The organism is Telluribacter humicola, from assembly GCF_017355935.1.
GTDB classification, from domain to species: domain Bacteria; phylum Bacteroidota; class Bacteroidia; order Cytophagales; family Spirosomataceae; genus Telluribacter; species Telluribacter humicola.
Genome location: NZ_JAFIQT010000003.1, coordinates 522,220 through 534,520, shown reverse-complemented (window position 1 = coordinate 534,520; position 12,301 = coordinate 522,220). Strand labels below are relative to the sequence as shown.

Sequence of the window (12,301 nt, the reverse complement as noted above, 5' to 3'; positions counted from 1 at the left end):
ATAAAAGCGAAAGCCCCCGGAAATTTCCGGGGGCTTTCGCTTTTATAAGAACTTGATTAAAGTAATACTAGACAGGAGTACTAGGTAGAACAAAGCAACTATTTAACACAGTCAAATGAAGGGCACTAAAACGTTCATAACACCAATTTTTTAATCGTTTTACTTCGTCTGGCATCAACATGCGTAAAGCTTTACGAAGTTCTTTCTCAAATAATCTGCTATCAAAACTTACTTTCTGCAGAATAATTTTAATGTACTCAAGCATCGAGGCCATAGTATTATGTAATTTTGTGGTTTAGGGAGCAATAGTTTGGACGAACCTTAAGTTGTTACTAGATCTGTACCATTCCTTTGCCACTATTTATAACGTCAAACTTAAATGAAATTATATGTTTTTTTAAATATTTTTTTGTGCTTTTCAATAATAACTCTCGGACAGGAACAGGATCCGGGCATTACTATTGAATTAGGCAACAAATCACTTGATATTAACCGTCCATTTATACTTTCTGTTATCATTCGCGATAGCGAAGAGCGCCCTTTGATTGTATTTCCCGATATAGCTGGTCTTGAAAAGAGAAGCGCTTCGGCCACCAGTGCTATGACTACCGAAGGTGGTAAAGCCACTATGGTACAGACTATAAGCCAGCAATATTTTGCCAGGAGCGAAGGGACTATTGAGGTACCACCACTGGTAGTTGTGGTGAATGGGGAAAAATTAAAAGTTGAAAAATTTACATTACAATTCGCCGATAACCTATCAGATGAAGCGTCACCCACTGCTCCTGAGCCTGAGGTAGCGGTTTCGAATATGGTAGCCGAAGAGTTGGCCAGTGGCTCAATTTTCCTGTCGGTGCAGACCAATAAGACCCGTGTCTTCGTAAGAGAAGGATTCGCAGTACGCCTATCACTATACGTTTTAGAAAGTGCTCCGGTAGAAATGGAGTTTTACCAGCTTGATGCTCAGTTGCAGGCTATTCTGAAAAAGCTGCGCCCTGCCAGCTGTTGGGAAGAAAGTGTTGGTATAGATGAGATACTACAGAATACAGTTACTATCAATGGAAAGAAATTTACGGAGTACCGTATGTACCAGGCGGTGTTCTTTCCACTAACTCAGCAGGATGTTGCCTTTCCGGCGGTAGCTCTGGATATGCTGGTATATGAGCTCCAGGAAAAAGGTGAAAGGAAAAAGACCATTCAGAAGTTTGCTTCACGACCTATTAAAGTACAGGTCCAACCCTTGCCGGCCCATCCTCATAAAGATCAGGTGGCGGTAGGGACGTATACGCTGGAAGAGCAGGTAACCAGGCAGCAGCTAGCCTCCGGCGAGAGCTTACGCTACATCTTCAAGATTAAAGGTACCGGAAACCTGGCTGCCGTGACCGCTCCTGATGTACTGAATAGCGCCTCCTTTGATTTTTATCCACCTGAGGTAAGCCAGGTAATCAGGCGTAGCTACGAACGGGTAACCGGAGAGAAATCATTTAATTATTTTATAGTAGCCCGGCAAAATGGCACGTTTCCCTTGGGAAGGTACTTCCAATGGGTTTATTTTGATCCCCAGAAAGCCCGCTATGATACACTGCGGTCAAGTCGGGTGATTAAAGTAGTAGGAGAAAGTCGTCCATCTGATGTAGTATCAACTGAGGGTGAACTGCTGATGTATGAGAATCTGGCCCGGCTGGATACGACCAATCCCTATATCAACTACCAGGGCATCACCCGTAGTTTGATCAATGCAGTAGTAATCGTATTGTTGATTGGGACAATATGGATGTTCAGAAAATAAACAGAGACCATGAGTAGTACGTACGGTAAAATATTCAAAATCGCCACCTTTGGTGAATCACATGGTGTAGGTATAGGAGTTGTGATCGAGGGCTGCCCGGCCGGTGTCGATTTCGATCTAGATTTTATTCAAAGTGAGCTGGACCGTCGCAAGCCGGGACAGTCGCGTATAACCACCCAACGCCGGGAGGCCGACGAGTTCGAGGTATTATCGGGTGTTTTCGAAGGAAAGACTACCGGTACTCCTATTGCTCTGATCATTCGCAATCAGGATCAGCGAAGCAAGGATTACTCGCATATCTCGGCCCAGTATCGCCCCTCACACGCTGACTATACCTACCAAACTAAGTATGGCGTACGGGACTACCGGGGAGGAGGGCGCAGCTCAGCCCGTGAAACCGCCGCCCGGGTAGCCGCCGGAGCTCTGGCCAAGCAGCTCCTTAAGCATCTGGGCATTACTGTACAGGCTTACGTTTCACAGGTAGGCCGGCTGAAACTGGATAAGAGTTATCAGGAGCTGGATCTGGAACAGGCTGAAACAAATGCCGTACGCTGCCCGGATCCCGAAATGGCGCAGCAGATGTTTAACTTCATTGACGAGACCCGTAAGAGGGGTGATTCAGTCGGTGGAGTAGTGACCTGCGTAGCAAAGGGAGTGCCTGTAGGTTGGGGAGAGCCGGTGTTTGACAAGCTCCACGCGGAGCTGGGTAAGGCTATGCTAAGCATCAATGCGGTAAAAGGCTTTGAGTATGGTAGTGGCTTTGCCGGAGTAGAGATGTATGGCTCTGAGCATAATGATGCCTTCTATACCGACGAGCAGGGAAAGGTCCGCACAACTACTAACCATTCGGGAGGTATACAGGGAGGTATTTCCAATGGCGAAGAAATCTATTTTAGGGTAGCATTTAAGCCCGTAGCGACGATCATGCAGGATCAGGATAGCGTAGACCAATTTGGAGAAAAAGTAACGGTACAGGGCAAAGGAAGGCACGATCCGTGTGTGGTGCCTCGTGCTGTACCTATCGTGGAGGCTATGGCAGCTCTGGTATTGGCAGATATGTACCTGCGCAATACGGCCAGCAGGGTCTAACTATTACGGCGTCGGCGGTGCAGGCTCAACACAAGCAGTATGGTTCCCATGAAGTCTACCCCCAGCCCAGCCAGTATGGTTGGATTACCAAATGGAAGTGTGCGTAGATTCAGGAAGGCACCCGTAATCACCATCACCAGGCCGATGAGCAGGATAAGTAACGCGTTAGTAATGCTAAGTTTCACCCGCTTTATAAGTTCGTTACAGAATAGAGACAGTCGCATAGGTCACACTATACGGGCTGTCTTTTTTTATGCTATAAGTATTCTCCTGATTATAATCTACTTACCTGATCAGGCAATTGCCCAAGCGGGGCGATACGAGTACGCCAGAGGGCTTATGGGCTCACAGTTTCGGCTGATTTTTTATGCTCCTGATAGCTCCACCGCACAGCGCGCCGCCAGTCAGGCCTTTGGTCGAATTGAAGAATTGAACAACATCCTGAGTGATTACCGGGACGGTAGTGAGATCAATCGCCTTTCGGCCCGCTCGGGTACAGGAGAGTGGGTAGGCGTAAGCCCGGAGCTGTTTGATGTCATCTCTGCTTCCAGACAAATCAGCCAGCGTACCGGCGGTGCATTTGATATTACTGTAGGGCCGGTGGTACAGCTGTGGCGGCGGGCTATGCGCAGGTCTTATTTTCCCGAACAAGAGGCCATCCGGCAGGCGCGGCAGAGCGTAGGCTATCGCTATATCAAGCTAGATGCACCACAGCGTAAAGTACTACTGTTGCGCAAAGGAATGCGCTTAGATGTAGGAGGTATAGGCAAAGGCTACGCCGCTGATGAAGCCGTGCGAGTACTCCGGGAGATGGGTATCAATTCCGTACTGGTAGATGCGGGCGGTGACCTGACATTGGGTGATCCACCGCCGGGGCAATCCGGCTGGCGGGTAGAGGTATCATCAGGTACCAATGCTGATTCTGTCCAGACCCTAGAGCTTTCTAATGTAGGCATAGCTACCTCGGGAGCCAGCTACCGTTACCTTGAGCATCAGGGAAAACGCTACTCCCATATTGTAGATCCCCGGACCGGAGTAGGGCTTCTTCATCACGTCCGGACCACCATCATTGCTCCCAATGGTACCCTTGCCGATGCGCTGGCTACGGCCCTGAGTGTAGCAGGTATCGACCGTGGCAAAAAGCTCCTGAAACGCTTTCCGAACGTACAGGTGTGGCTGCTGGAAACCAAAGGAGACCGTATCAGGAGCTGGAATACTCTTCCGGCGCCTAGTTCTGAGCGTAACTGATCTTATTCAAAACTTCTTCTATTACTCTATCACCCTGTGGATGTCTTATACACTGAGGTGCCCGATACTGTCATTTACTTTCTACTCATAGCGCAGCACTTGCTCTCTAAGTATATACGTCATTATCATTGACACTAGCAAACATTACCTGGTAGCAATAGTTTATGAAAGAGAGGATATAAGGTGAATAGCCGCCTGGTCAGGACCCGAAAAAGTAAAACGCATGGAAAGGGTAGAGAACGATCTGATCTTCAGAAATCGCCGACATGCTGGCGAGGAGCTGGGTAAGTACCTGGTACCGATCTACAGACATCTGCATCCACTGGTACTGGGCATACCTCGTGGGGGCGTAGAAGTGGCCTATTACGTGGCAAAGGAGCTGGCGACAGATTTGTCTTTTGTAATTACAAAGAAGCTGCCGTTTCCGGGGCACAAAGAGTACGGTATCGGATCCATTGCCGAAGATTACTCCGTGTATATATCACCGAGAGTTGATGACTCACTCCCCCGCGCTACCATCGACAAAGTAATCGAAGAACAGAAACAAGAAATAGACCGGCGGGTTAGCCAGTACCGGCAGGGGGGAACTATACCTTCTATGGAAGGACGAATCGTACTACTGGTAGACGATGGTATAGCCACCGGGGTTACCCTTATTGCCGCCATCCGACTCTGCCGTAAGCATGGCGCTGCCCGTATCATACTGGCGGCTCCGGTGTCGGGTTATAAATACGACAAAGCCCTGAACGAGGCCGACGACCTGGAAGTACTGATACAGCCTGATCCGTTCCATTCGGTAGGGCAGGTGTATGAGGAGTTCGGTGAATTTACGGATGAACAAATGGCGGCCCTGCTGCAACGGGCAGAAAGGGAGAAGAAGCCAAATGAAAACTGGGACAGTAGGGAGTTCAACTAAGAGGAAAAAGCTATGGCAACAGAACAGTTCACAGGGAGGCATGATACAGATAATGAAGTAAGGGAGAAGACTATTCAATTGCATACAGCGAAGGATCTGGATCCGCTGCTGGAACGTATAGGTGATGCCCGTTTTGTGCTGCTGGGGGAAGCTACGCACGGTACCCACGAGTACTATGTCTGGCGGACAGAAATATCCAGGCGGTTGATTGAGGAGAAAGGATTCAACTTCATAGCCGTAGAAGGTGACTGGCCCGACTGTTACCGGATCAATCGCTACGTCAAGGGCTATGCTGACCAGGATAAGAAACCGGTAGACATACTGAGAGACTTTGATCGCTGGCCTACCTGGATGTGGGCAAACTGGGAAGTAGCCGCTCTCATATCATGGCTGAAGGACCACAACGCCCAGCTGTACCCGGACCAGCGGGTGGGCTTCTACGGACTGGATGTATACAGCTTGTGGGAGTCGATGGATGCGTTGGTAGAGTACCTGGAAAAGACTGATCCGCATACTGCGGCGCTGGCTCGTAAAGCAGCCCAATGTTTTGAGCCTTATGCGGAGGATGGGCAACTGTACGCTACGGCTCAGATGGGAGGCCTGCCACAGTCGTGTCGGGAAGATGTAGTTAAGCTATTAAAGGAAGTAAGAAGCCGGGGTGTTCAGTACGACCATGACCCCGAAGCAACCCTGAATACCGAGCAAAATGCGCATATTGCGGTCAATGCTGAAAGGTACTACCGCAGTATGGTAGGCTTTGACGACAAATCCTGGAATATCCGCGACACTCATATGGTGGAAACGCTGAACCGGATCACCAACTTCTACGGACCTGACTCAAAGGCCATCATCTGGGAGCACAATACCCACATTGGCGATGCCCGCTATACGGATATGAAACGGGTTGGGATGATTAACGTAGGACAACTGGTTCGGGAGCAAAACCACGAAGATGACGTAGTACTGGTAGGTTTTGGCTCGTATGAGGGCTCTGTTATTGCGGGTAGCAGTTGGGGCGCTCCTATGGAAGAAATGGAGATGCCGGAGGCCCGGGAGGGAAGCGTCGAAGAGCTACTGCACAATGAGTCGGCGGAAGATAAGCTTCTTATTTTTAACAGATACAATGAAAAAGAGCGATTCAGTAAGGAGATGCCCCATCGGGCTATCGGGGTAGTGTACAATCCGGAGTACGAAAGCTACGGCAACTACGTACCCACAGTACTTAATGCCCGCTACGATGCTTTTATATACATAGATACTACCGAAGCCCTGCATCCACTTCGCCAACCTGTTGACGAAAGTCTGACGCCGGAAACCTATCCGTTCGGGAAATAGGGGTTAGTTGGTAGCTATTAGTTATTAGCTGTTAGCTTTTTTGCCTTCGATCTTATGGAGTAGTACTGATTATTAAGAGAAGAGGGTGGAGCACTTGTGCTCCACCCTCTTTATTCATTTAGCTTTAAGTAAAAGACTAACGGCAAAAACCTAACAGCTAATAGCTCTTAAATCACCTGCGTCTTACCAGGTACTGCTACAGGGTAGTAGCCATCTGGTCCTGGAAGTACTTTAGGCATAGCATCCCATGCCAGCTTCTCAGGGAAGAGGTTGATATTTGAGTTCAGCGCGTCATCCCACTTCACCAGCTTGCCCGAGTAGGTAGCCATCCGGCCCATAATGGCCGTCATAGTACTTTTGGCGGTGCGCTCGGCATCAGCAAACTTATACTCTCCTTTGGCAATTGCCTCAAACAGCTCGTCATGCTCAACCTGATAAGGGTTCTTATCGCCTTTGCTGTCGTGGGCGTATATTACTCCTCCTTTGTAATCTTTAAGTACAGTACCTTTATCGCTGAAGCTGTCGATACGTCCTTTGGTACCCACGAAGGCCTCATCTACTTTACTGTAGGTACCCTCGTAGTGGCGGCACTGGCTGGATATGGTCGTGCCATCAGCGTACACGAGGTCTAGCAGGTGGTGGTCAAATATCTCACCGTACTTTTTGTCGGTACGTACCTGACGACCACCGGTACCCTGTATGCTTACCGGATAGGCGTTCTTCGCCCAGTTGGCTACATCTATGTTGTGTACATGCTGCTCCACGATATGGTCGCCGCATAGCCAGTTGAAGTAGTACCAGTTACGCATCTGGTATTCCATCTCGGTCATGCTGGGCTGGCGATCACGTACCCATACGCCTCCGCTCACCCAGTACACCTGTCCGCCCACGATGTCACCCAGGGCACCGTCGTGGATGCGTTTCATGGCTTCTCGGTAGTTGCGCTGGTAGTGGCGCTGCAGGCCAGTCACCACGTTCAGTTTTTTCTTCTTGGCAATTTCAGCCACTTCAAGCACTTTACGGATACCGGGCGCATCGGTTGCGACGGGCTTCTCCATAAAAACGTGCTTATTCTGACGCACCGCTTCTTCGAAGTGCGACGGACGGAAGCCCGGAGGTGTAGCCAGAATCACTACATCGGCCAGGGCGATGGCTTGCTTGTAAGCATCCAATCCTACAAACTTATGTGAGTCGGGTACATCTACTTTATTAACCTCTTTACCAGAAGCATCTTTATACTTGCGCTTGGTCAGACCGGTGTAGGCTTCTTCCAGACGATCGCGGAAGGCATCGGCCATAGCTACCAGTTTCACGTTCTGAGACGTACTCAGTGCCTGAGCAGCGGCTCCCGAACCACGACCACCACAACCGATCAGAGCGACTTTGATTGTATCGTCCACTGCACTATTATAGCCGTAGGATGCCAGAGGGCTAAGCAGGGCTCCACCCGCCAGTAAGCCGGAGGCTTTTAGGAATTCGCGACGATTTTTTTCCATTGTACTTTATGTTAAGAGTTAAAGGTATGTATGCTAAATCAATAATCTTCGATCAGAGGTGGATTGTAGTACTTCTCAATCTCCTCCTTTGAAGGCGTTTTGAGCGGACGTACCAGGCGAAGTCCTACAAAAGAGGCACTGGTCAGCCACCACTCACTCTTGGGCAACTGCGGGTCCAGAATCTTCCAGTCAGGTGATGAGGGAGTCCGGGCCGCGCTACGGGCTACCGAGGCATCATCGTCCCACGATCCGCCCCGTACCGCGTTGGGATATAACTCAGTAACAGGCGCAAAGGGTTCCTTTACCTCACCTTTAGATTTCTTAGCGTAGTAATCGGGATGGTACTGATCCAGTGTCCACTCCATTACGTTACCATGTATATCGTGCAGTCCCCAGGGGTTAGGTTTTTTCTGACCGATGGGCTTGTAAGCGCCGTCGCTGTTATCCTTGTACCAGGCATATTCCCCCAGCTTAGCCGGATCATCACCAAATGAGTAGGCGGTCTTGGTACCGGCGCGGGCGGCGTACTCCCACTCAGCCTCGGTAGGCAGTCGGTAAAATATACCTGTCTTTTCGTACAGCCACTTACAGAAGTAGATAGCCGAGTATTGCGTCATGTTGATAGCCGGATAGCCCGCACGTCCCATTCCGAACGACATATCCACGTAAGGAGGGCTGGGGCGGGTACTGGCATCCGTTTTATCAATACTATTGCTGGGGTCGGGGTTACGGGCGGCCATTTCCTTCTCCATATTCTTAAAGGCGTATAGGTCGTAGATGTCCCAGGTTACCTCGTGTTTACCCATCCAGAATGGCTCAATCTTGACCTTGTGCTGCGGACCTTCGTCCTCTTTACGGCCTTTCTCGGAAGCGGGGCTTCCCATCATAAACTCACCGCCCGGTATAGCTACCATCTCATAGGTCTGGCTGCTGCCGGGGATCTTCTGCGTATAGCTCTTCAAATCAGCCTGCGAAAAGGCCAGTAAGGGTGAAAAAAGACTAATTACTAAAAATGATATGCGCGTATTCATCAGACAAAAATGCAAATGGGGTACTTGAAATAAGTCTATCTAGTATAAAGAGTAAAAATAGTAAAGTTATACTACACAAAAGATGATTTTTAAGATATGTTTGTTACTAAAGGATATAGACTTGACCTGCTCCCCACCCACAAAGCAGGTACTTACCAGTTATAGTCCTAACTTTGGGTTAAAATATAATCTGATTCATGAATTACCTTTCTGCTGAAAATATATCAAAGTCATTTGGTGAAAAGTGGTTGTTCCGTAACATTAACTTCGGGCTCAGCCGGGGCGATAAAGTAGCCTTGATTGGTACCAACGGAACCGGCAAAACTACTTTTCTAAACATACTGGCCGGGCTCATGCCGCCCGATGAGGGGCTGGTGAGCCTGCGTAAGGATATCCGCCTGGGGTACCTGGACCAAAGCCCATCCTTCGATGAGGCGCTACCCGTGATGGAGGTGATCTTTGCGTCATCCAATCCCGTAGCTCAGGTAGTGAAGCAGTACGAACACGCCCTGGCTACCAGTAATAATAACGAGCTGACGGCTATTCTGGGTGAAATGGACTCGCTGAAAGCCTGGGACTTTGAAGCCAAGGCTAAGGAAGTACTGGGGCGGCTAGGCATTCATGATGTAGATGCTCGCTTTGGTACCCTGTCGGGGGGACAGCGTAAGCGCGTGGCTCTGGCCAAGGTACTGCTCGAAGATCCGGACCTGCTGATCCTGGATGAGCCTACTAACCACCTGGACCTGGATACTGTTGAATGGCTCGAAAACTACCTGGCTACCCAAAACACGACGCTCCTGATCGTTACGCACGACCGCTACTTCCTGGATAAGGTATGTAACAACGTGGTGGAGCTGGACGGAGGCTCGGCTTATACTTATAAAGGCAACTACTCGTACTTCCTGGAAAAGAAAGCGGAGCGGGAGGAAATGGAGGCTGCCGAGATTGATAAGGCCCGTAACCTGATGCGTAAGGAGCTGGACTGGATCAGACGCCAACCTAAAGCGCGTGGCACTAAAGCCAAGTACCGTGTAGATGCCTTCGAAGACCTGAAAGATAAGGCCAGTCAGCGCAAGTACGACAACCAGATGGAGCTGAACGTGAAGGCGACCCGTCTGGGTAGTAAGATCGTGGAGCTGCAGAGCGTGGGCAAACGCTTCGGTGACCGCGAACTGATCCACAACTTTCTGTACACCTTCCGCAAGGGCGACCGCATCGGCATCGTGGGACAGAACGGGATGGGTAAAAGTACCCTGCTGAATATGATAACCGGTGAGCTGCGTCCGGACAACGGTCAGGTAGTACGCGGTGATACGGTGCAATTTGGCTATTATACCCAGAGCGACCTACAGTTTCAGGATGACCAGCGGGTTATTGACATTGTGAAAGATGTGGCGGAGGTAGTACGACTAGGTACCGGGCAGACCGTCACGGTGTCAAAATTCCTCGAGGCATTTCTGTTTTCGCCGTCCAAGCAGCACGACTATATATCCAAGCTGAGTGGGGGGGAGAAGCGCCGTCTGCAGCTCTTGCTGGTACTGATGAAGGAGCCTAACTTCCTCATCCTGGATGAGCCCACCAACGACCTTGACATCAGCAGCCTTAATGTACTGGAGGAGTTTCTGGCTAATTTTCCGGGTTGCCTGGTGATCGTGTCCCACGACCGTTACTTCCTGGACCGGCTGGTAGACCACCTGTTTGTATTTGAAGGAGAGGGTAAAATTCGTGATTTTCCGGGTAACTACAGCGACTTCCGGATCTGGCAGGGAGAGCGGGAGGTGGAGCAGAAGCGCGAGCAGCAACTGGCCCAGAGCCGACAACAGGCTGCCGCGCCAAGTCCTGAGCCGGCTAAAGCAGCCAATACTTCGTCTGCATCTAAACGGAAATTGAGCTATAAGGAGCAGCGGGAATTAGAACAACTGGAGACAGATATAGCAAACCTGGAGGAGCGCAAGGGGGAATTGATTGGAAAACTTAACAGCGGCGGTTCTCACGAGGAACTGACCGAATGGGCCAAAGCGATTGAGCAGATTACGGAGGAGCTGTCGGAGAAAGAGATGCGCTGGCTCGAACTATCAGAATTTGCTTAACTTTGGGATATGACCCGCTAACAGCCATGAATAGTCGTGGCTGTTGTTCGTGGTATAGGCTATGAATCTGATCGCCTGTACCACGGAAACTACCTTTGTTAAATTAGCCATCTATGAATTCTATTCTAGAATTTTTTCAGTACCTCTTAGATTCTGAAGAGCTTATCCGTACGGGTGGGCTTGTGGTAATTACCCTTATCGTCTTTGCCGAAAACGGTCTGTTCTTTGCCTTTTTCCTACCCGGCGACTACCTGGTGTTTCTGGCGGGGGTATTCTGCGGTACTCATCTGCTGGATGTACCTGTCACGCTGCTACTGATATGTCTGTTCGCGGCCGCGGTACTGGGCTCGCTGGTAGGGTACCTGTTCGGGAAGTACTTTGGCGATCAGCTGGAAAATAGAAAAGACTCCCTCTTCTTCAAGAAGAAGAATATAGAAACCACCCGTAAGTACTTCGAAAAGTACGGGAGCCGGACGCTTATCATTAGCCGCTTTCTGCCCGTTGTGCGCACATTCGCCCCTATCCTGGCCGGTGTAGTCAAGATGCGTACTACCGACTTCCTGACGTATAATGTACTGGGGGGAGCCCTCTGGATCGGTGGATTGACCGGTGGGGGGTACTACTTCGGAGCCCGTTTTCCCTGGATTATCGACTATGTACACTACATAGTGATCTTCTTCCTGGCTGTTACCACCATCACCGTCGTGAAAGGCTACTTCAGTGCCCGTAAGGAATTAAAGGCGGAGCAGGAACGTAGCATGAAGTAGTCACTACTCTTCTTCCTTAAACCAGCTTGAGTACGTAATGTAGTTGTTGGCCGTGCGGGTAATCACCTCATCCAGTTCGGGGGATACCTTTTTCAGGAACCGGGCCGGATTACCGGCGTAGATGCTGCCCGGCTCTACTATAGTACCCTGCGTTACGATGGCTCCCGCGGCCACGATGGCTCCTTCACCTATCACGGCTCCGTCCATCACGATAGCCCCCATACCTATCAGCACCCGGTCCTGAATGGTACAGCCGTGTACAATGGCGTTGTGCGCAATGGATACGTAGTTGCCGATGGTAGTCGCAAATCGCTGGTAGGTACAGTGGATCACGGCGCCATCCTGTACGTTGGAGTTATGGCCGATCCGGATGCTGTTGACATCGCCCCGTACCACCGCGTTGAACCACACGGTACAGTTAGCGCCCATCACTACATCACCTACTACCGTGGCGTTATCAGCCAGCCAGCAGTTGTCGCCAAATTCAGGTTTTATTCCACGTACAGATCGTATCAAAGCCATAGTTTCAGGATTTATTTA

General features: G+C 50.0%; 12 protein-coding genes. 7 read left to right on the top strand and 5 right to left on the bottom strand.

Going from position 1 to position 12,301, the window contains the following annotated elements:
- Positions 1-67: 67 nt before the first annotated feature.
- Positions 68-274, bottom strand: a complete 207-nt coding sequence (locus JUB14_RS27735) for a hypothetical protein (protein WP_229367957.1) — start codon at positions 272-274, stop codon at positions 68-70.
- Positions 275-409: 135 nt separating this feature from the next.
- On the opposite strand from JUB14_RS27735, the gene JUB14_RS17545 reads away from it, so the two are divergent.
- On the top strand, positions 410-1,789 hold the full coding sequence (locus tag JUB14_RS17545) for a BatD family protein (RefSeq protein ID WP_207507839.1): 1,380 nt from the start codon (positions 410-412) through the stop codon (positions 1,787-1,789).
- A 9-nt stretch (positions 1,790-1,798) separates the two neighbouring features.
- On the top strand, positions 1,799-2,878 hold the full coding sequence (gene aroC / locus JUB14_RS17540; RefSeq protein WP_207507837.1) for a chorismate synthase: 1,080 nt from the start codon (positions 1,799-1,801) through the stop codon (positions 2,876-2,878).
- Here aroC and JUB14_RS17535 read toward each other — a convergent pair.
- Positions 2,875-3,102 (bottom strand): hypothetical protein, encoded by a 228-nt coding sequence (locus JUB14_RS17535; protein ID WP_207508131.1) that lies wholly within the window; start codon positions 3,100-3,102, stop codon positions 2,875-2,877. The genes aroC and JUB14_RS17535 overlap by 4 nt on opposite strands.
- 115 nt (positions 3,103-3,217) lie before the next feature.
- On the opposite strand from JUB14_RS17535, the gene JUB14_RS17530 reads away from it, so the two are divergent.
- From JUB14_RS17530 to JUB14_RS17520, 3 genes are all read left to right on the top strand, one after another.
- Positions 3,218-4,126 (top strand): FAD:protein FMN transferase, encoded by a 909-nt coding sequence (locus JUB14_RS17530; protein WP_207507835.1) that lies wholly within the window; start codon positions 3,218-3,220, stop codon positions 4,124-4,126.
- A gap of 223 nt (positions 4,127-4,349) precedes the next feature.
- The gene (locus tag JUB14_RS17525) at positions 4,350-5,042 is read left to right on the top strand and encodes a phosphoribosyltransferase (RefSeq protein WP_207507833.1); all 693 of its coding nucleotides are present in this window, start codon (positions 4,350-4,352) and stop codon (positions 5,040-5,042) included.
- A gap of 12 nt (positions 5,043-5,054) precedes the next feature.
- On the top strand, positions 5,055-6,377 hold the full coding sequence (locus JUB14_RS17520; RefSeq protein ID WP_207507831.1) for an erythromycin esterase family protein: 1,323 nt from the start codon (positions 5,055-5,057) through the stop codon (positions 6,375-6,377).
- Positions 6,378-6,544: 167 nt separating this feature from the next.
- Here JUB14_RS17520 and JUB14_RS17515 read toward each other — a convergent pair whose 3' ends face one another.
- On the bottom strand, positions 6,545-7,873 hold the full coding sequence (locus JUB14_RS17515) for a Gfo/Idh/MocA family protein (RefSeq protein ID WP_207507829.1): 1,329 nt from the start codon (positions 7,871-7,873) through the stop codon (positions 6,545-6,547).
- A 38-nt stretch (positions 7,874-7,911) separates the two neighbouring features.
- Positions 7,912-8,904: a formylglycine-generating enzyme family protein gene (locus tag JUB14_RS17510; protein ID WP_207507827.1), complete on the bottom strand. Its 993-nt coding sequence runs from the start codon at positions 8,902-8,904 to the stop codon at positions 7,912-7,914.
- Positions 8,905-9,101: 197 nt separating this feature from the next.
- On the opposite strand from JUB14_RS17510, the gene JUB14_RS17505 reads away from it, so the two are divergent.
- Both JUB14_RS17505 and JUB14_RS17500 read left to right on the top strand, forming a co-directional pair.
- Complete coding sequence (locus tag JUB14_RS17505; RefSeq protein ID WP_207507825.1) at positions 9,102-10,994, top strand: ABC-F family ATP-binding cassette domain-containing protein; 1,893 nt, start codon at positions 9,102-9,104, stop codon at positions 10,992-10,994.
- Between the two features lie 113 nt (positions 10,995-11,107).
- Positions 11,108-11,761 (top strand): DedA family protein, encoded by a 654-nt coding sequence (locus JUB14_RS17500; protein WP_207507817.1) that lies wholly within the window; start codon positions 11,108-11,110, stop codon positions 11,759-11,761.
- 3 nt (positions 11,762-11,764) lie between these two features.
- Here JUB14_RS17500 and JUB14_RS17495 read toward each other — a convergent pair whose 3' ends face one another.
- On the bottom strand, positions 11,765-12,283 hold the full coding sequence (locus JUB14_RS17495) for a gamma carbonic anhydrase family protein (protein ID WP_207507815.1): 519 nt from the start codon (positions 12,281-12,283) through the stop codon (positions 11,765-11,767).
- Between the last annotated feature and the right edge of the window lie 18 nt (positions 12,284-12,301).

Excerpts from the sequence above, each read along its gene's own strand:
- JUB14_RS27735 (WP_229367957.1), bottom strand. The coding sequence starts at position 274 with ATGGCCTCGATGCTTGAGTACATTAAAATTATTCTGCAGAAAGTAAGT.
- aroC (WP_207507837.1), top strand. The coding sequence starts at position 1,799 with ATGAGTAGTACGTACGGTAAAATATTCAAAATCGCCACCTTTGGTGAA.
- JUB14_RS17535 (WP_207508131.1), bottom strand. The coding sequence starts at position 3,102 with ATGCGACTGTCTCTATTCTGTAACGAACTTATAAAGCGGGTGAAACTT.
- JUB14_RS17530 (WP_207507835.1), top strand. The coding sequence starts at position 3,218 with ATGGGCTCACAGTTTCGGCTGATTTTTTATGCTCCTGATAGCTCCACC.
- JUB14_RS17525 (WP_207507833.1), top strand. The coding sequence starts at position 4,350 with ATGGAAAGGGTAGAGAACGATCTGATCTTCAGAAATCGCCGACATGCT.
- JUB14_RS17520 (WP_207507831.1), top strand. The coding sequence starts at position 5,055 with ATGGCAACAGAACAGTTCACAGGGAGGCATGATACAGATAATGAAGTA.
- JUB14_RS17515 (WP_207507829.1), bottom strand. The coding sequence starts at position 7,873 with ATGGAAAAAAATCGTCGCGAATTCCTAAAAGCCTCCGGCTTACTGGCG.
- JUB14_RS17510 (WP_207507827.1), bottom strand. The coding sequence starts at position 8,904 with ATGAATACGCGCATATCATTTTTAGTAATTAGTCTTTTTTCACCCTTA.
- JUB14_RS17505 (WP_207507825.1), top strand. The coding sequence starts at position 9,102 with ATGAATTACCTTTCTGCTGAAAATATATCAAAGTCATTTGGTGAAAAG.
- JUB14_RS17500 (WP_207507817.1), top strand. The coding sequence starts at position 11,108 with ATGAATTCTATTCTAGAATTTTTTCAGTACCTCTTAGATTCTGAAGAG.
- JUB14_RS17495 (WP_207507815.1), bottom strand. The coding sequence starts at position 12,283 with ATGGCTTTGATACGATCTGTACGTGGAATAAAACCTGAATTTGGCGAC.